Origin of the sequence: Pseudomonas syringae pv. coryli str. NCPPB 4273 (genome assembly GCF_000972175.1) — a bacterium.
In the GTDB taxonomy this organism is placed as follows: Bacteria; Pseudomonadota; Gammaproteobacteria; order Pseudomonadales; family Pseudomonadaceae; genus Aquipseudomonas; species Aquipseudomonas syringae.
In genome coordinates this window covers 14,711-32,110 of record NZ_AWQP01000056.1, presented here as the reverse complement: position 1 = coordinate 32,110, position 17,400 = coordinate 14,711, and the positions used below count along the sequence as shown (strand labels likewise).

Here is a 17,400-nt window from a genome sequence, read left to right as displayed (position 1 = left end):
TTGGACCAAAGTCTTCGTGAGCAAGCTCACTCCCACCAAGATTTCTGTCCAGCCCGATACAGCATGTAGCTGTGACGCGGAGCGTCACGAAATGCATTTCCACACGGAGCGTGAGGAACGATAAGTGCCCGCAACATGCTCCGCGCTCAGCGTTACACACAGTCTTCGTGGGAGCGAGCTTGCTCGCGAAGAGGCCGGTGAAGCCACCGGAGATATAGTGTTTGGACCAACGCCTTCGTGAGCAAGCTCACTCCCACCAAGATTTCTGTCCAGCCAGACACTGCCGCTTCAGCCCTTTTCCAGGCTCTTCGGGGTTTGTGTATAACGCTGATCGCTTCGCGTGGACATGCTGTTCCGGACGCTCTGCGTTCAGCGTCAGGCGTGCTCCACTGTGCCGATGAAGTTCGCCAGTTCCGGGGTTTTCGGGTTGGCGAAGAGTACTTTCGGATCGCCCACTTCATGCACCTTGCCCTGGTGCATGAACACCAGCTTGTCGCCTACTTCACGCGCGAAGCGCATTTCGTGGGTGACCATGATCAGGGTCATGCCATCGGCTGCCAGCTGGCGCACCACGCTGAGTACTTCGTTGACCAGCTCCGGGTCCAGCGCCGAGGTGATTTCGTCGCACAGCAAGACCTTGGGCGACATCGCCAGCGCGCGGGCAATCGCTACGCGTTGCTGCTGACCACCGGACAGGCGATCCGGGAAGGCGTCGAATTTCTCGCCCAGCCCGACGCGTTCGAGCATCTTCCTCGCCAGTTTGGCGGCCTCGGCCTTCGGTACTTTCTGCACGACCTGCGGCGCAAGCATGACGTTCTCACCCACGCTCAGGTGCGGGAACAGGTTGAACTGCTGGAACACCATGCCGACCTTCTGGCGCAGCGTGCGCAGATCGGCGCGTGCGGCATCCAGGTATTCGCCATCGACCTCGATCACACCATCGTTGATCGACTCCAGGCCGTTGAGCGTGCGCAACAGGGTGCTTTTGCCCGAGCCGCTGCGACCGATGATCGCCACGACCTGGCCTTCTTCGACCGACAGATCGATGCCTTTGAGCACGTGATGATCGCCATAGTATTTATGCAGGGCGGAAATTCTAAGCAGAGGCATGCAGTCTCCTTTCCAGATGGCGCGCGCACAGCGACAAGGGGTAGCACAGGATGAAGTAGCCCAAGGCAACGAAGCCATAGACCATGAAAGGTTCGAACGTGGCGTTGGCCAGCATGCTGCCGGTCTTGGTCAGCTCGGTGAAACCGATGATCGACGTCACCGCCGTGCCTTTGACTACCTGCACGGAAAAGCCGACCGTCGGCGCGACCGCGATGCGCAACGCCTGCGGCAGAATCACATAGCGCATCTGCTCGAACGGGGTCAGCGCCAGGCTCGCGGATGCTTCCCACTGGCCCTTGGAAATAGATTCGACGCAGCCACGCCAGATTTCCGCGAGGTAGGCGCTGGTAAATAGCGTCAAGGCCAGTGCCGCCGCAGCCCAGGGCGAAATGTTCATGCCCATCAGCGCGACACCGAAGAACACCAGAAACAACTGCATCAACAGCGGTGTGCCCTGAAACAGTTCTATATAGAGCTTCGCGGTCACGCGCGGGCCGGATTTTTCCGAGGTGCGCATGCCCATGATCAGCAAACCGATCAGCCCGCCGCCGATGAAGGCCACCAGCGACAAGGCCAAGGTCCATTGCAGGCCGATCAGCAGATTGCGCACGATGTCCCAGAGGGTGAAATCCATCAGCGGTTCCTCGAGATGTAGCGCCGCCCGATCCAGGCCAACAACTGCCGGATCAGCAGTGCCATGGCCAGGTAGATCAGCGTGGTCACAATGTAGGTTTCGAACGAGCGGAAGTTGCGTGACTGAATGAAGTTGGCATAGAAGCTCAGTTCTTCAGTGGCAATCTGCGAGCAGACTGACGAGCCCAGCATGACGATGATGATCTGGCTGCTCAGTGCCGGCCAGACCTTGCCCAGCGCCGGAACCAGTACCACGTGGCGAAAGGCTTCATAACGGTTCATCGCCAGCGCAGCCGACGCTTCAAGCTGACCCTTGGGAATCGCCTGGATACCCGCCCGCACGATTTCGGTCGAGTAGGCACCCAGGTTGATGACCATCGCCAGCACCGCTGCCTGCCATTCCGTGATCTGCACGCCGAGCGACGGCAGACCGAAGAAAATGAAGAACAGCTGGACCAGAAACGGCGTATTGCGGATCAGCTCGACATAGATGGCAAAGATCGTCGCAAAAGGCTGAATCTTCCAGGCCCTCACGACGGCACCGACAATACCGAGACTGACGCCCAGCAGCGTGCCAATGGCCGTCAGTTCCAGCGTGAACAAAGCCCCGCGCAACAGCAGATCGATGCTCTGCAGGACCGGTGTAAAGTCGAAGTGATAAGCCATTGGTGAATCCTGTTACCGGAAAGCAGAGATCAGAGATCAGCAGGCAGCGGTTGCTTCAGCCAGGTCTGGGAAGCTTTTTCCAGCGAGCCGTCAGCCTTGGCGGCATTCAGAATCTCATCGACCTTGCCCAGCAGTTCCGGCTGACCCTTGTTCACGCCGACGTAGACCGGCGAATCCTTGAGTTTCACTTTCAGCGCCGGGATGCGCTTGGGGTTGCGCTCGCTGATCGCGACCATTACCACGTTGCCGCTGGCGATCAGGTCGGTCTGGCCGGCCAGATAGGCTGCGATGGTCGAGTTGTTGTCTTCGAAGCGCTTGATGACCGCGCCTTCCGGAGCCACTTTCGACAGCTCGATGTCTTCGATGGCGCCACGGGTGACGCTGATGGTCTTGCCTTTCAGGTCAGCGATGTCCTTGACCGGCGAATCAGGTGGCCCGAATACCGCCAGGTAGAACGGCGCATAAGCGCGCGAGAAGTCGATGACTTTCTCGCGGTCCGGGTTCTTGCCCAGGCTGGAAATCACCAGGTCGACCTTGCCGGTGGTCAGGAACGGAATGCGGTTGGTGCTGTTGACCGGGGTCAGCTCCAGCTTGACCTTCAGCTTGTCGGCCAGCAGCTGCGCAGTATCGATGTCCAGGCCGCGCGGTTTCATGTCCGGGCCTACCGAGCCGAATGGCGGGAAGTCCTGCGGAACGGCCACCTTGAGGGTGCCGCGCGCTACAACGTCGTCCAGGCCGTTGGCGTGGGCGGGTGTCTGGCTCAGCATCAGACTGGCAAACAGTGCAGTAAGCAGGGCGCTGTAACGCTTGGTCATATGAAGTCTCCGGGCGAAACGAAAGGTGTTGGCCTGTCTCCAGTGCACAGCGCATGCCATCCGCTCGTGAACTGCCATGAATCAGGGTTTGCAGCACGTTTATGGTCTTACTGGTCAGACCAGTCGAGCGGCTTCGCGCCCTGCTTTGGCGCGCTTTAAAGCCTTGCCGCCCCAGTGCTGGGCGTCGCTTGCCGAATGTTCGAGATGGGGATAAAAGGGATTTTTACTGGACTGACTGGCCTGAACAGTGATGCCGCACACTTCACTCGCAGTACCCGAATCAGCCCTCCGGGCCATTCGCAAATTGATCGCCGAGCAAGGGTACAAGCCCGGCGAAAGCCTGCCGTCGCAACGCGATCTGGCGGTTTTGCTGGGGGTCAGTCGGGCGTCTTTGCGTGAAGCCCTGTCATCGCTCAGCGCACTCGGAGTGGTCAGTGTCCAGCCCGGCAAAGGCGTCTTCGTGCAGTCGATTTCTGAACCAGAACAGCGCACGAGTGGTTTTTCCTGGCCTTATGAAGCTCAGGTTTCCCCCGCCGACACCTTTCAGCTGCGCTATGCACTGGAAGGTTTCGCAGCAGGCATGGCCGCCGTGACCCTGACCGCCGACGAGCGCGATGTACTGGAGGACAACGTCGAAGCCATGCGCCTGGAATTGCGTGCCGGTGACTTCGAGGCTGCGGCGCGGCTGGACTTCGAGTTTCATCGGCACATTCTGGTCGCCAGCGGCAATCAGGCGATGCTGGGGATCGTGACTGCCGGGGCCGACATCTTTCTGGAAAGCCAGAAGATGCCGTTCATCCGGGCGGCCAGGGTCATGGAGACCTGGCAGGAGCATCGCAAGATCCTTCGTGCGCTGGCCCGACATGCGTCAGGGCCTGCGCAAAAGGCCATGCAGGACCATATTCGTGGCGCGGCACTGCGCACCGGCATCGTGTTCGTGTCGCCCGCCAACTGAACGCCTGCCATAACTCCAGTCATGAGCCATCATAGTCAGACTCAATGAACCTTCGCTTCCTGAATCACCTGAGGCCCGCTATGATGAACGTCGTTTTTAGCCTATGACCTCGGAGACTTCCATGAGCAACGACCTGATCAAACACGTCACCGACGCCAGCTTTGAAGCCGACGTACTCAAGGCTGATGGTGCTGTACTTGTTGATTACTGGGCTGAGTGGTGTGGCCCTTGCAAAATGATCGCCCCGGTTCTGGACGAAATCGCCAGCACCTATAAAGGCAAGCTGACGGTTGCCAAGCTGAACATCGATGAAAATCAGGACACTCCTGCCAAGCACGGTGTCCGTGGTATTCCTACGCTGATGCTGTTCAAGAATGGCAACGTTGAAGCGACCAAAGTCGGTGCGCTGTCGAAGTCGCAGCTGGCTGCGTTCCTCGACGCCAACATCTGAAGCGTTTCAAAGCCCCGCAAATCGCGGGGTTTTTTTCGGGTGTCGTACTAGACGCCTGGAAAATCAGGTGGTACATTCGGCCCCGCAACGGCTTCTCCGTTGCCCCCTGCTAGCCGTCGCCGACGCTCTCCTTTCGATTTAGTACGCGATCCTGTCGCCTTCTCTGCGGCGCGGCCTCATTAAGCCAAAAGCTTAATTTCCCCCTCCATACATGATTACGTCATTCCCCATATGAACCTGACTGAACTCAAGCAAAAGCCGATTACCGAATTGCTCGAAATGGCCGAACAGGCTGGCATCGAGAATATGGCCCGTTCGCGCAAGCAGGACGTCATTTTCTCCCTGCTCAAACGGCACGCCAAAAGTGGCGAGGAAATATCCGGTGATGGCGTGCTGGAGATTCTCCAGGACGGCTTCGGTTTCCTGCGCTCTGCAGACGCTTCCTACCTGGCCGGCCCGGATGACATCTATGTCTCCCCCAGCCAGATCCGCCGCTTCAACCTGCGTACCGGCGACACCATCGTTGGCAAGATCCGTCCACCCAAGGAAGGCGAGCGTTATTTCGCTCTGCTCAAGGTCGACACGATCAACTACGACCGTCCGGAAAACGCCAAGAACAAGATTCTGTTCGAAAACCTGACGCCGTTGTTCCCGACGATCCGCATGAAGATGGAAGCCGGTAACGGTTCCACCGAAGACCTGACCGGTCGTGTGATCGATCTGTGCGCACCGATCGGTAAAGGTCAGCGTGGTCTGATCGTTGCTCCGCCGAAGGCGGGCAAGACCATCATGCTGCAGAACATCGCGTCGAACATCACGCGTAACAACCCGGAAGTGCATCTGATCGTTCTGCTGATCGACGAGCGCCCGGAAGAAGTGACCGAGATGCAGCGCACCGTGCGCGGCGAAGTGGTCGCCTCGACGTTCGACGAACCGCCAACCCGTCACGTACAGGTTGCCGAAATGGTGATCGAGAAGGCCAAGCGCCTGGTCGAGCACAAGAAAGACGTCGTTATCCTGCTCGACTCCATCACCCGTCTGGCACGTGCCTACAACACCGTCATCCCGAGCTCCGGCAAGGTATTGACCGGTGGTGTCGATGCTCATGCACTCGAGAAGCCTAAGCGTTTCTTCGGTGCTGCGCGTAACATCGAAGAAGGCGGCTCGTTGACCATCATCGCCACCGCACTGGTTGAAACCGGTTCAAAGATGGATGAAGTGATCTACGAAGAGTTCAAGGGTACCGGCAACATGGAGCTGCCTCTGGATCGCAAGATCGCAGAGAAGCGCGTGTTCCCGGCCATCAACATCAACCGCTCCGGCACGCGCCGTGAAGAGCTGTTGACCGCTGATGACGAGCTGCAGCGCATGTGGATCCTGCGCAAGCTCCTGCACCCGATGGACGAAGTCGCGGCTATCGAGTTCCTCATCGACAAGCTCAAGCAGACCAAGACCAACGACGAGTTCTTCCTGTCCATGAAACGCAAGTAACAGGCAGGCTGAAACAAAAAATGGTGTCCTTCGGGGCACCATTTTTTTTGCCTGCGTGCCGCCGATTAGCTGCCTTGAAGGGCTGGAGCAGGTACGATGTGCGTCTATTGGATAAATGGCCGGGTTAATGAAATTCAAAGATCTTAGGGATTTCGTGCAGCAGCTTGAGCAGCGCGGAGAGTTGAAACGCATCCAGATGCCGATCTCGCCTGTGCTGGAAATGACTGAAATCTGTGACCGTACCTTGCGTGCCAAGGGCCCGGCGCTGCTGTTCGAAAAACCGGTCGGTTTTGATATCCCGGTGCTGGGCAACCTGTTCGGCACGCCAGAGCGCGTCGCCATGGGCATGGGTGCCGAAGCGGTCAGTGAGCTGCGTGAAATCGGCAAGCTGCTGGCGTTCCTCAAAGAGCCTGAGCCACCCAAGGGCTTGAAGGACGCATGGTCCAAGCTGCCGATCTTCCGCAAGGTCATCGCCATGGCGCCGAAGGTCGTCAAGGATGCGCCCTGCCAGGAGGTCGTCATCGAAGGCGATGACGTCGACCTCGGCATGCTGCCCGTACAAACCTGCTGGCCGGGCGATGTCGCGCCGCTGATCACCTGGGGCCTGACGGTCACCAAAGGCCCGAACAAGGAGCGCCAGAACCTCGGCATCTATCGCCAGCAGGTCATCGGTCGCAACAAGATCATCATGCGCTGGCTCAGCCATCGCGGTGGTGCGCTGGACTTCCGCGACTGGTGCGCCAAGCATCCCGGCGAGCCTTATCCGGTCGCCGTCGCACTGGGCGCGGACCCGGCGACCATTCTCGGTGCCGTGACGCCGGTACCGGACAGCCTGTCTGAATATGCCTTTGCAGGGCTGCTGCGTGGCTCGCGCACCGAACTGATCAAGTGCCGTGGCAGCAATCTGCAAGTTCCGGCCAGCGCCGAGATCGTGCTCGAGGGTGTGATCCATCCGGGCGAGATGGCCGACGAGGGGCCTTACGGCGACCACACCGGCTATTACAACGAAGTCGACAGCTTTCCGGTGCTGACCGTCGAGCGCATCACGCACCGTATCAAGCCGATCTACCACAGCACCTACACCGGTCGTCCACCTGATGAACCAGCGATTCTGGGCGTCGCGCTGAACGAAGTGTTCGTGCCGATTCTGCAAAAGCAGTTTCCGGAAATCGTCGATTTCTACCTGCCACCCGAGGGTTGCTCGTACCGCATGGCGGTGGTGACCATCAAGAAACAGTATCCCGGCCATGCCAAGCGCGTGATGCTGGGTGTCTGGTCGTTCTTGCGCCAGTTCATGTACACCAAGTTCGTGATCGTCACCGACGACGATATCAATGCGCGGGACTGGAACGACGTGATCTGGGCCATCACCACGCGCATGGACCCCAAGCGCGACACGGTCATGATCGACAACACGCCCATCGATTACCTCGATTTCGCCTCGCCGGTGTCCGGCCTGGGGTCGAAAATGGGGTTGGATGCCACGAACAAATGGCCAGGCGAGACCAGCCGCGAGTGGGGCAGGGCGATCGTCAAGGACGAAGCCACCACACGCCGGGTGGACGAAATCTGGACTCAGTTGGGAATAGATTGATGCGCGTAACCTTGCAGCCATCAGGTGCGGTGCTGGAAACCCTGCCGGGCGAGCGGATACTCGATGCGGCACAGCGCCTGGGTTATGAGTGCCCGCAGAGCTGTCGCAATGGCAACTGCCATGTGTGCTCGGCTCTGCTGGTCGAGGGCCGGGTGATGCAGTCGGGGCAGACGCTCGATCACGGCGAAATTCATACCTGTGTCGCCGAGCCGCTGACGGACTGCGTGGCGCTCTGGGATGGCGTGCTGGCCAAGGGTGAACTGCCGGTGCGCAGTTTTGCCTGCCAGCTGAGCGAATGCGTCGAAGTGGGTGGCGATGTCTGGCGGGTGGGCCTGCGTGCCCCGGCCGGCAAGCCGCCGCGTTATCACGCCGGGCAGTACCTGATGATCGAGCGCGAGAACGGCGAGAAGTCGGCGTTTTCCATCGCATCGGCGCCGCACAGCGGTCGTGACCTGGAGCTGCACGTGCTGGCTCGTGAAGACAGTGCGCGCAGCCTGATCGAGCAACTGCAGCGTAATCGCATGGCGCGGGTCGAGCTGCCCTTTGGCGATACCCACCTCGCCGAGCTGCCAGACGGGCCGCTGGTGCTGATCGCGGCCGGTACGGGCATGGCGCAAATGAACAGTTTGTTGGAACACTGTCGCTCCACAGGCTTCAGTCATCCCGTGCACCTGTACTGGGGCGTGCGTCGCCCCGAGGATTTCTACCAGGTCAGCCATTGGGACGAGTGGGCGAAACTGCCGAACCTGTTCCTGCACAAGGTCGTCAGCGACCTGTGCGGCTGGGAGGGACGTTGCGGTCTGCTGCACGAGGCGGTTTGCGAGGACATCAAGGACCTGTCGGCTGTTCACGTCTACGCCAGCGGCTCGCCAGCGATGATCTACGGAACGCTGGATGCGCTGGTCGACGCCGGAATGGACGCTCATCAGATGCGTGCAGACGTGTTCGCTTATGCACCGCGTGCATAATGCCGGACTGACGGCTGCAGGAGTGGAGTGTAAATTGCTTTAACTGATTACAACCGATGGCGATGCATGGTCGTCGCCAGGCAACTTTTAGTAGAGGCAGGCCGTTGGTCTGTGGCAATAACCGAACCACGACACCCTGATGCCGCTCAACCACGAGCGAGTCGGCGGGGCTCGGTAAAAACTGACAGTCAGACTGTCAGGGAGGCAAATGGAGAATCCAATCAACGAGTTGGCCGCTGCGGTGCATGACGGCCTTGGCCTGACGTATCCGCCCGTTATCGATATGGGCCCACAGCTTACCCGCGAGCAACTGCTCGCATCCATGAACACCACCATGCGTCGTCACAAGGGCGGCCCGGTCTGGCTGTTCGCCTACGGCTCACTGATCTGGCGTCCCGAGTGCACCGCCGTGGAGAGCCAGCGCGCCCGAGTGCACGGTTATCACCGCGGGCTTTACCTCTGGTCGCACGAACACCGTGGCACGCCGGAAGTCCCGGGGCTGGTATTCGGTCTGGACCGTGGCGGTTCATGCACCGGCTTCGCCTATCGTCTGCCGGATGAATGCCTGGAAAAATCGCTGCTGGCCTTGTGGGAGCGCGAGATGCCGTACCCCTCGTATCGCCCGCACTGGCTCAATTGCCGCCTTGAAGATGGCCGCAAGGTGCAGGCCCTGGGCTTCGTACTTGAGCGGCATCTGCCCAGCTACGCAGGCAACCTGCCGGACAGCGTGCTGAGCCAGGTGCTGGCCAGCGCCAGAGGGCGCTACGGGACCACCCGCGAGTACGTGGAGCAGACCGCCAAGGCGCTGCGTAGCCACGCCATGCCAGACCTGAATCTGGAGGCGCGGCTCAAGCGCTGCAAGTCGGAGACTGCCTGATCAGCCTTTGATGTCGCGGGATGTGCTGGCGACCTGTTTGTGCCGCAGCGTCGGCGCAAGGAACACCATCGCCAGAATGCACGCGCCGATCAGCAACACGAAGCCGCCATCCCAGCCAAAGTGGTCAACCGTGTAGCCCATCGCCGCGCTGGCCGCGACCGACCCGCCCAGATAGCCGAACAGCCCGGTAAAGCCGGCGGCCGTGCCTGCTGCCTTCTTCGGTGCCAGTTCCAGCGCCTGCAGACCGATCAGCATCACCGGGCCGTAGATCAGGAAGCCGATGGACACCAGCGCGATCATGTCGACGGTCGGATTGCCTTCAGGGTTCAGCCAGTACACCAGCGTGGCGATGGTCACCAGAAACATGAACACCATGCCGGTCAGGCCGCGATTGCCCTTGAAGATCTTGTCCGACATCCAGCCGCACAGCAGCGTGCCCGGAATGCCCGCCCACTCGTACAGAAAGTAAGCCCAGGAGGTCTTGTCGACCGTGAAGTGCTTGGCTTCTTTCAGGTAGGTCGGTGCCCAGTCCAGTACGCCGTAGCGCAGCAGGTAAACGAACACGTTGGCCATGGCGATGTACCACAGGAATTTGTTGCGCAGCACGTACTTGACGAAGATTTCCCGGGCGCTGAATTCTTCTTCGTGGCTGGCATCGTAGCCTTCCGGATAATCGTTCTTGTAGTGCTCGATCGGTGGCAGGCCGACCGATTGCGGGGTGTCACGCATGGTCGCGAAGGCGAACACCGCGACCAGCAACGCAACCGCCGCCGGCACGTAGAACGCCGCATGCCAGTCGTTGGTCCAGCCCATGCCGAGCAGGAACAGCGGGCCGATCAGGCCGCCGCCGACGTTGTGCGCCACGTTCCACACCGACACCACTCCGCCGCGCTCTTTCTGTGACCACCAGTGGACCATCGTCCGCCCGCTCGGCGGCCAGCCCATGCCCTGCGCCCAGCCATTGATGAACAGCAGCACGAACATGATCGTGACACTGGACGTCGCCCACGGCGCGAAGCCGAAGATGAACATGATCCCGGCCGACACCAGCAGGCCGAACGGCAGGAAGTAACGCGGGTTGGAGCGATCCGAAACGATGCCCATGAGGAATTTCGACAAGCCGTAGGCAATCGCAATGGCAGACATCGCCACGCCCAGCTGACCACGCGTATAGCCTTCGTCGATCAGATACGGCATCGCCAGCGAGAAATTCTTGCGCAGCAGGTAGTAACCCGCATAGCCGATAAAGATGCCTGCGAAGATTTGCCAGCGCAGACGGCGATAGGTGCTGTCGACCTTTTCTTCGGGAAGGGGTGCCTGATGCCTGGCAGGGCGGAAAAACCCAAACATGGAGAAGCTCCTGATTATTGTTGTTTTTGCGAATGCGAATATTACATTTTCATTACAGAAAAAAGCAGTGCCTTCGGGCTGATTCTTTGTAGGAAATGCAGGCAGTCAGCTGTTGTTTTACGAACATTGCGTAAATGTTTGCAGGTGTTTCAAGGATTTGGGATGGGTCCTACAGGCGTATCGGAAGTCGTGTGCTGACTGATGTGTCGGCAGGTTCATACCATCGTCATCCCTGCGCCCTGGAGGTGCACCACGACGATGAGCCCCTACAACAATGAGAATCACCGCGTTCATGATTGCCGCAGCACTGGCCCCTCCCGTCGGCGCTGCAGAGCCATTTCTGGTGCCGATATACACGCCGACACCGTTTTTTCCACCTGAGCTGGTCAAGACCCGCTATGCAGGCAAGGTCCGCGCCCAGCTGTGGATCAAATCCGACGGACAGGTTCGTGAAGCCAGGGCGATCGAGAGCGGGCATCCGCAGCTCGCCGCAGCGGTAGAGCAGGCACTCCGCCAATGGCGCTATAAACCCTGGGTCGGAACAGTCGGCGCGCCGCCCATGACCACGATCACCGTGCCCGTCATTTTCGGTTCCCACGGCTATCGGCGCTTCAACACCGAAGTGACCGTGGGCCTGGGCAACATCCGCTGCGGCTACCTGAACCACGAAGTGAAATCCGCCCGCCAGGACTATCCCAAGGAACCACTGAGCAAGGTCGACGTGTTCTGGTACACCGGGCAGGCGCTGTTCGGCAGCCATGTTGCCCACCTGCGCAGCGAGCCCCAACGCCAGGTCCTGCTTGAGCAACTGGGCGCCGCGATACCGATGATGGTCAGCAATTGCCGAAGCAATCCCGATCGTCTGTACGGCGATTATCTGCCAGCGCCGATCAAGGCGTTGATGGTGGGGGTGGCCGAGCAAGTGGAGGGCAGCGAATGAGCTGCGTGCTGGGTTGCATGATGCTTACGGGGTTGCTTTCGGCGGGGGGAGCACAGGCGTTGCCGTCGTATCCGGTGCCCTTGCACATGCCTGAGCCGGGCTATCCGACATCGATGCTTCGTTCCTTCGTAAAACGCAGTGTCAGCATCAGGGTTTTCATTCAGGCCGATGGAGGCGTGCGCTTCCTGGAAGTGCTGGGGGAGCCCGATCCGAGGCTCATCAGCCTGACCCGAAGTGCTGTCGAACAGTGGGTCTTCGAACCCTGGCAGCCGTCTGCTTCTCATCCCGAGGGCGAAGCAGTTACGGTCACGTTCAATTTCACGGGGCGGCCACATACCAACCCGCCGCTGGCATCCAATGTCGAGCTGAAGCAGGTGTTGTGCTGGCAGCTGAATACGGAAATGTTCGAGGGACGCAAATGGCGCAAGGACGTCAAACCGGATGCGCTGATGCGCACAGAGCTGTACCTGTCGAGCAGTCCGGTCATAGAGCAGTTTCTCACCCTGGACGAGCGTCAGGCCCTGGTTCTTGAGCTGCTGGAAGCGACGCCGGGCATCGTCGCTCAATGCCAAAAAAATCCGATGCGCAGGTACGTTGATTATTTGCCGGAGACTGTGAGGAAGGCGCTGTAAGGGTTGAGCGGTATTGATTACGGACATCGTGAGCGCCCCGTACTTGTGGGAGTGAGCTTGCTCACGAAGGGGCCGGTACAGCCGACGGATATCTCTCGTTTCGCACGCGTCAGCGGGAACGCCTTTCTTAAGGCTCCGCGTCACCATTCGCTCCATGAGCCACATTCAAGATTGGACGCGGAGTCTCCAGAGAAGCATGAGCGGGCATGGCAACTAAAATGTTTGTTGCCCTGTGAATACGCCTTCGCGAGCAAGCTCGCTCCCACAGTTCAGGTAATCCTCCTGCTTTTGAGTGAGTTTCAGTCTGGAGGTCTGAACCGGATATCGTCGTCAGTTACCAAATGATCCGACCTTCAGGTAGGTGGATTATTTGCCGGAGAATGTCAGATCTATCGTGTGGTGCCGGTGTCAAAGCAGTGCTGACTTGACCCGGCACCTCCAGCGAAATGATCAGTGAACAGCGCTCATATTTTGAATCGCTTCAAGCTGACTCATGTCGAGCGCTCCGTGAGCGCTGATCGTATTCGAGAAGTCGGTGATCGCGATTTCGATAGTGCCTCTCAGCACCTTGATCGCATTATCGATTTCTCGCGACGCCTCAGGCCCGAACGTCATCTCTATCGCTCGGTTGGATTCGGCCTCTTTAGCGCGAGCTTCCTCGGCGTTGCGTAGGGCCAATGCGTGCTCGGCTTCTTCGACCTGACGCTGTGCAAGCTGGAACGCTGCCTCTATGGCTCGCTGCTGCGCAGCCTGCTCTTCCGCGAGTCGGCGAGCCGCCTCTTCCGCCTCGGCTCTTGCGCGCGCTTCTTCTTCGGCTTGGCGTTGTGCGGCTTCTTGGGCCATGCGCTCTGCGTGTTGGCGTTCTTGTTCTTTTAATCGAGCGAGCAATGATTCGAGGCTGATCTTGAACTCACCCAAGAATCGAATGCTCTGCATATGAAAATCAGCGTCAATCGTCATTGAAAAAAAGTCAGTTTGCCTTCCACCTGGCATGTTGCGGAGCAATGCCCTGTTTTCCATATCTTGTTTTGAGGATCTGGTGTCGCCCCACATGAACGTTATGTTGTCAATATGTTCTTGGCGCAAAGGGACGCGCTTACTAGTCATAAGATGATGCGTAGCATTAATATAACGCTCTACTACGTGTGCTGGCGGTTGTCCGTCAGTATTTCCAGCATGATGAGAAACCTCCGAATGCAGGAAGTCGGGAAGTTGATTGAGGTGATGAGTTAATTCGTCCATGGATAGTGTTCCTTTTATATTGAAATTGATAGTCGACTATGAGGTGGCAGGTGTCTTGAAGCCAGGCTTGCCATTTTGAGCTCGCCATTCTTTTATTTCTTTCATGACTCCGGCAGCACTGTCCTCGCGATCCTCAGGCGGATAACATATAAGATCCGATTTTTCTGGGTGCTCTGTCACTTCTGTAATGTGCTGAACAAGACTAATAACATACTCTTCAGTGTTATTTTTTGTGTCGCTCACTCCAGTAAATAGCTCATTTAAAATTTCCATGAACTCGGCTTCTGTATATTCGCTTAGTTCTGACTTTAATTTCATTGATTTTGTTTCCTATGAGTTTGAATGTGGTCTTTTGGTGTCATGATAACCAAGTTGTCCAGGTCGTAAACAGCTCCACCTTCGTTGATCCAATGTTTGTGGTGAATCTCATATTTCATGCGTTTGCCTATTTGATGTTCTGCCGGGACATAGGGCGCGCGTTTCTCTGATACCTCTCTAAGGCTTGCTTTCCCAAGATGTCGGCTCAACTCCGGGTCTTTTGATACCTCTAACCAGATCGCTTCCCTTAACTTGGCAAAGCTTGCGAATGGTCGCCCACTCAGCTTTTCCGCAACACTGGAAGGAATCGGCGCTGGTTGGCTTGCCGTCGGCCCTCTCAGCCAGGTAGCTGTCACCGCCTCACCATGCCCACTCGCAACCCCCGGAATCGACCTCGGGTCCTTGAACAGCAGGTAGCTATTCGGCAGCCCTGAATCAATCGGCGATATGAGAATGTAATCATCAGGATCATCTCGATCAATCGCCGGGTAAGCTTCAAGCTCGGGTACAAAAGGTGTCACCACGTTGCCTGGATCTACCGGCAAAGCGGGCGGTCCCGCAGGTGAGCTTGTCGAGCTGTCCGCCGGTCGTGCTATTGGCGTCCATATCAGTGCCGGTGTCGATTCCCCGTCACGGATAAACTCGTAGGAATTGTTCTGTGCGTTATAGGTGAAAGTTCTTACGCGAACCTTGGTACCAACTTTCACACCGTCCGCAGCTACCCAGCGTGTAGCGCTTGTGCCAGCTTCATCGGATGTCAGTCGATGAGGCACATCCAGCGTGCCGTTGACGCTGGCAAGGTAGTGCAGATCGATATGCGGCGGCAGGTTGAGCTGCGACAGAGGTGTGGCGATAACGGCGGGCGGCAGTTCTGCGTCGCCCAACGGTTGTGGATACATCGCCAGCAACGTAACCAGATTGCTGCCCAATGTTCTGGTCGCAATCCTGATGAGCTGGTCTTTCGCGATGTTGGTCGCAACGGTTCTGATGCCTGGTGCTGCGGTGGTGGTTGACGCGGGGGCAATAACTGACCACAACTTGTCGATGCCAGCGGCCTGTCGTGCATCCTGACTCGCCGGTTTATTGGCCAGCGACAGTTCAGCATGGCGCATGGAAAGCGCTGCTGATTGTTCATTGAGCAGTGTGACCGACTCGGCAAGAAGCTTTGCTTCGTAGGTTTGAGATAAAGCGTTTACCCACGCTTCATGGGCCTGCTGCACACGTGGAGGATCACCCTGGCTGTAGTACACCAGATAGTTCAGGTGGTCTTTTTGTGTAGCATGGTCAAGCTCTTGACCGGTGAGACTCAGAGCCTGAGTGCGACGCTCTTCCAGTAAAGGCTGTTTAGTTGCGAGTAAATAGTTAACGCTGGTTTTTTTCTGAAGTATCAGCTCAAGAGCCTGCTTGTCGCCTGGGTAATCAACATTCAGGTCATCACCCGGCGCTATTTCTTTTTGAAGAGTATTCGGCAGCGATGCAGAAGCCAGTGAATACTTTTGTGCCAATCCAGACTGTAACGATGGATAGGCATTTGTCAGCGCTTCAAGAGCCAGTCGATGGGCCTGATCCTTTTCGGCCTGTGCGCGTACTTGCGCTTCAATACGTTCTCGCTCGGCGGCTTCTGCCATTGCCTGGGCATGTGCCTCAGCCTGTAACCTTAGTTGGTGAGCTGCTTGTTCCGCTTCTTGCCGCCGAGCTAAGGCCTTGGCTTCTTTTTTTGCGCGGGCACGAACGAGCGCTGCCCTTCTGGCTCCTCTGTTTTTTGAGCCACCAAAACCACCGCTGCCGCCGCCACCAGAGCCGTTCCAGGAGCCGTTGCCAAATCCATCCCGATTTCCGTCTGATCCTGTCTTTCCAGCTTTCTTATCGTTGCCTTCAGTGACAAGTATGTTTTTTACAGGAGGATCATCGTTACTCATATTCTCGCTCATACAATTTCCTTTTGTTTGTATGGCGATAGGCTAACAAAGGCTTTTTTCTAACATTCCATAATTATATATGGGTGGTGTGTTGTTTTATTGGGTTACAGTGCTTGGTAAGTTCTTTTTTTTACTGTCTGAAATAAAGTCACTGTGATTATTTGAAGGTGCTGCCTTAGTGGTTTATATATTTTCGCGCTTACCTTCTAATAAAGAAGGCTATGCGAGCAGTGTGAGGATTTCTTCTCGGTGCGTACAAAGCTTCAGTCACGGACAGCGTGAGCGCCGCGTACTTGTGGGAGTGAGCTTGCTCACGAAGGGGCCGGTACAGCCGACGGATATCTCTCGTTTCGCACGCGTCAGCGGGAACGCCTTTCTTAAGGCTCCGCGTCACCATTCGCTCCATGAGGCACATTCAAGATTGGACGCGGAGTCGCCAGAGAAGCATGAGCGAGCATGGCAACGAAAATGTTTGTTGCCCTGTGAATACGCCTTCGCGAGCAAGCTCGCTCCCACAGTTCAGGTAAACCTCCTGCTTTTGAGTGAGTTTCAATCTGGAGGTCTGAACCGGATATCGTCGTCAGTTACCAAAATGATCCGACCTTCAGGTAGGTGGATTATTTGCCGGAGAGTGTGAGGAAGGCGTTGTAAGGGTGGGGCGCGTTAGCGAAGTGCGGGGACCAAAGCATTATTGCCTTGGTCCCGGCACTGTTGGTTAGCGGTTAGTCTGGCGTTCATGTGGTCGACGAGGTGGGTGAGCTTGTCATGCTTTTAACTAAATCCCCCACAGTTTTTACGTTTTCGATCTCGGTCTGAACGGCGGTAGTAAACCTGGGACGTATAGACTTCATAAAGTCGTCATTAACCATTGCCTTAATCGCAGCGGCATCAAGTACAACTGGGCCGGTGACGTCAATCGTTACAGTAGCCCCTACAACATAGCCAAGATCGGCTAACTCATCCGCGTAAGATTCCGTGAAGCGATCAGGGATTTGGGTATCTGTTTCTTCTCCTGGACTTCGTTCTTGTCGCATTATTTCCATAAGGACTGGATATAACAGTATGGTTTTATCCAGTGCTCCGTACTTTTTCTCCAGGTCGGAAAATTTAGTTTCGAGCGTAATTTCGGCTATGGCTTTATTTGCGCTTTTTTCGTCTATACCTACTTTTCCTTGAAGCCAGTTATATATAGCAGTTTTAATCTCGTCGAAAACTATTGACGGGTCCATTGCGCACCTCCTTTTTTACATCTGAAATGATGCGTTTTCATACTCTCGCCAGTAGAGACATCTGACTACTATCAGATGTGCTAGGTATGCCTGAGTGCGTCGCTTCGTCAGGACGTGCCGCTGATGCTGAAATGCCCCCCAATGAAAATCGTTATGATCCTTCGCCAAGCGTAAGGGAAGGACATGGTCACGCGCGCATCTATAAAAAGA

The 17,400-nt window shown here is 57.2% G+C and carries 17 protein-coding genes; 8 read left to right on the top strand and 9 right to left on the bottom strand.

The window, feature by feature from the left end; translation table 11 throughout:
* Positions 1-375 precede the first annotated feature (375 nt).
* From P406_RS21510 to P406_RS21495, 4 genes are read right to left on the bottom strand one after another with little or no spacing between them, the layout of a single operon-like run.
* A complete protein-coding gene (locus P406_RS21510) occupies positions 376-1,110 on the bottom strand; it encodes an amino acid ABC transporter ATP-binding protein (protein WP_003317352.1) in 735 nt (244 codons plus the stop codon).
* Positions 1,097-1,747: an amino acid ABC transporter permease gene (locus P406_RS21505; protein WP_032697623.1), complete on the bottom strand. Its 651-nt coding sequence runs from the start codon at positions 1,745-1,747 to the stop codon at positions 1,097-1,099. Before P406_RS21505 ends, P406_RS21510 begins: the two co-directional genes overlap by 14 nt.
* The gene (locus P406_RS21500) at positions 1,744-2,409 is read right to left on the bottom strand and encodes an amino acid ABC transporter permease (protein WP_003414114.1); all 666 of its coding nucleotides are present in this window, start codon (positions 2,407-2,409) and stop codon (positions 1,744-1,746) included. The genes P406_RS21505 and P406_RS21500 overlap by 4 nt, the downstream gene beginning before the upstream one ends.
* Before the next feature lie 29 nt (positions 2,410-2,438).
* Positions 2,439-3,224, bottom strand: a complete 786-nt coding sequence (locus P406_RS21495) for a transporter substrate-binding domain-containing protein (protein ID WP_003317349.1) — start codon at positions 3,222-3,224, stop codon at positions 2,439-2,441.
* Positions 3,225-3,474: 250 nt separating this feature from the next.
* Here P406_RS21495 and P406_RS21490 point away from each other — a divergent pair, with 250 nt between their 5' ends.
* The 6 genes from P406_RS21490 to P406_RS21465 all read left to right on the top strand — a co-directional run bounded on the left by P406_RS21490 (position 3,475) and on the right by P406_RS21465 (position 9,560).
* Positions 3,475-4,179 carry a FadR/GntR family transcriptional regulator gene (locus P406_RS21490; protein WP_004409077.1) on the top strand — a complete coding sequence of 235 codons (705 nt, stop codon included), beginning with the start codon at positions 3,475-3,477 and terminating at the stop codon, positions 4,177-4,179.
* A 121-nt stretch (positions 4,180-4,300) separates the two neighbouring features.
* On the top strand, positions 4,301-4,630 hold the full coding sequence (gene trxA, locus P406_RS21485) for a thioredoxin TrxA (RefSeq protein WP_004409079.1): 330 nt from the start codon (positions 4,301-4,303) through the stop codon (positions 4,628-4,630).
* Between the two features lie 231 nt (positions 4,631-4,861).
* The gene (gene rho / locus P406_RS21480) at positions 4,862-6,121 is read left to right on the top strand and encodes a transcription termination factor Rho (RefSeq protein WP_002551560.1); all 1,260 of its coding nucleotides are present in this window, start codon (positions 4,862-4,864) and stop codon (positions 6,119-6,121) included.
* A 127-nt stretch (positions 6,122-6,248) separates the two neighbouring features.
* Positions 6,249-7,715, top strand: a complete 1,467-nt coding sequence (ubiD, locus tag P406_RS21475; RefSeq protein WP_003403254.1) for a 4-hydroxy-3-polyprenylbenzoate decarboxylase — start codon at positions 6,249-6,251, stop codon at positions 7,713-7,715.
* Positions 7,715-8,683, top strand: a complete 969-nt coding sequence (locus P406_RS21470; RefSeq protein WP_046237320.1) for a CDP-6-deoxy-delta-3,4-glucoseen reductase — start codon at positions 7,715-7,717, stop codon at positions 8,681-8,683. The genes ubiD and P406_RS21470 overlap by 1 nt, the downstream gene beginning before the upstream one ends.
* 208 nt (positions 8,684-8,891) lie before the next feature.
* On the top strand, positions 8,892-9,560 hold the full coding sequence (locus tag P406_RS21465; RefSeq protein WP_003317342.1) for a gamma-glutamylcyclotransferase: 669 nt from the start codon (positions 8,892-8,894) through the stop codon (positions 9,558-9,560).
* On the opposite strand, the gene glpT is transcribed toward P406_RS21465, so the two are convergent.
* Entirely contained in the window at positions 9,561-10,910 is a 1,350-nt protein-coding gene (glpT, locus tag P406_RS21460) for a glycerol-3-phosphate transporter (RefSeq protein WP_003317341.1), read from the bottom strand.
* Positions 10,911-11,184: 274 nt separating this feature from the next.
* Here glpT and P406_RS21455 point away from each other — a divergent pair, with 274 nt between their 5' ends.
* Together P406_RS21455 and P406_RS21450 are read left to right on the top strand one after the other, a co-directional pair.
* The gene (locus P406_RS21455; RefSeq protein WP_370737610.1) at positions 11,185-11,850 is read left to right on the top strand and encodes an energy transducer TonB; all 666 of its coding nucleotides are present in this window, start codon (positions 11,185-11,187) and stop codon (positions 11,848-11,850) included.
* Positions 11,847-12,482, top strand: a complete 636-nt coding sequence (locus P406_RS21450; RefSeq protein WP_046237319.1) for a hypothetical protein — start codon at positions 11,847-11,849, stop codon at positions 12,480-12,482. The genes P406_RS21455 and P406_RS21450 overlap by 4 nt, the downstream gene beginning before the upstream one ends.
* A 450-nt stretch (positions 12,483-12,932) precedes the next feature.
* Here P406_RS21450 and P406_RS29090 read toward each other — a convergent pair whose 3' ends face one another.
* The 4 genes from P406_RS29090 to P406_RS21430 form a co-directional block, all read right to left on the bottom strand.
* A complete protein-coding gene (locus P406_RS29090) occupies positions 12,933-13,724 on the bottom strand; it encodes a hypothetical protein (RefSeq protein WP_046237318.1) in 792 nt (263 codons plus the stop codon).
* A gap of 36 nt (positions 13,725-13,760) precedes the next feature.
* Positions 13,761-14,042 (bottom strand): bacteriocin immunity protein, encoded by a 282-nt coding sequence (locus tag P406_RS21440; RefSeq protein ID WP_024682923.1) that lies wholly within the window; start codon positions 14,040-14,042, stop codon positions 13,761-13,763.
* A complete protein-coding gene (locus P406_RS21435) occupies positions 14,039-15,670 on the bottom strand; it encodes a pyocin-S2/colicin E7-DNase domain-containing protein (RefSeq protein ID WP_046237321.1) in 1,632 nt (543 codons plus the stop codon). Before P406_RS21435 ends, P406_RS21440 begins: the two co-directional genes overlap by 4 nt.
* Positions 15,671-16,695: 1,025 nt before the next feature.
* On the bottom strand, positions 16,696-17,190 hold the full coding sequence (locus tag P406_RS21430) for a hypothetical protein (protein WP_046237317.1): 495 nt from the start codon (positions 17,188-17,190) through the stop codon (positions 16,696-16,698).
* Between the last annotated feature and the right edge of the window lie 210 nt (positions 17,191-17,400).

Bases quoted from the DNA above. Each gene is read 5' to 3' on its own strand.
- P406_RS21510 (WP_003317352.1), bottom strand. From the start codon at position 1,110: ATGCCTCTGCTTAGAATTTCCGCCCTGCATAAATACTATGGCGATCAT.
- P406_RS21500 (WP_003414114.1), bottom strand. From the start codon at position 2,409: ATGGCTTATCACTTCGACTTTACACCGGTCCTGCAGAGCATCGATCTG.
- P406_RS21495 (WP_003317349.1), bottom strand. From the start codon at position 3,224: ATGACCAAGCGTTACAGCGCCCTGCTTACTGCACTGTTTGCCAGTCTG.
- P406_RS21490 (WP_004409077.1), top strand. From the start codon at position 3,475: ATGCCGCACACTTCACTCGCAGTACCCGAATCAGCCCTCCGGGCCATT.
- trxA (WP_004409079.1), top strand. From the start codon at position 4,301: ATGAGCAACGACCTGATCAAACACGTCACCGACGCCAGCTTTGAAGCC.
- rho (WP_002551560.1), top strand. From the start codon at position 4,862: ATGAACCTGACTGAACTCAAGCAAAAGCCGATTACCGAATTGCTCGAA.
- ubiD (WP_003403254.1), top strand. From the start codon at position 6,249: ATGAAATTCAAAGATCTTAGGGATTTCGTGCAGCAGCTTGAGCAGCGC.
- P406_RS21470 (WP_046237320.1), top strand. From the start codon at position 7,715: ATGCGCGTAACCTTGCAGCCATCAGGTGCGGTGCTGGAAACCCTGCCG.
- P406_RS21465 (WP_003317342.1), top strand. From the start codon at position 8,892: ATGGAGAATCCAATCAACGAGTTGGCCGCTGCGGTGCATGACGGCCTT.
- glpT (WP_003317341.1), bottom strand. From the start codon at position 10,910: ATGTTTGGGTTTTTCCGCCCTGCCAGGCATCAGGCACCCCTTCCCGAA.
- P406_RS21455 (WP_370737610.1), top strand. From the start codon at position 11,185: ATGAGAATCACCGCGTTCATGATTGCCGCAGCACTGGCCCCTCCCGTC.
- P406_RS21450 (WP_046237319.1), top strand. From the start codon at position 11,847: ATGAGCTGCGTGCTGGGTTGCATGATGCTTACGGGGTTGCTTTCGGCG.
- P406_RS29090 (WP_046237318.1), bottom strand. From the start codon at position 13,724: ATGGACGAATTAACTCATCACCTCAATCAACTTCCCGACTTCCTGCAT.
- P406_RS21440 (WP_024682923.1), bottom strand. From the start codon at position 14,042: ATGAAATTAAAGTCAGAACTAAGCGAATATACAGAAGCCGAGTTCATG.
- P406_RS21435 (WP_046237321.1), bottom strand. From the start codon at position 15,670: ATGGCAGAAGCCGCCGAGCGAGAACGTATTGAAGCGCAAGTACGCGCA.
- P406_RS21430 (WP_046237317.1), bottom strand. From the start codon at position 17,190: ATGGACCCGTCAATAGTTTTCGACGAGATTAAAACTGCTATATATAAC.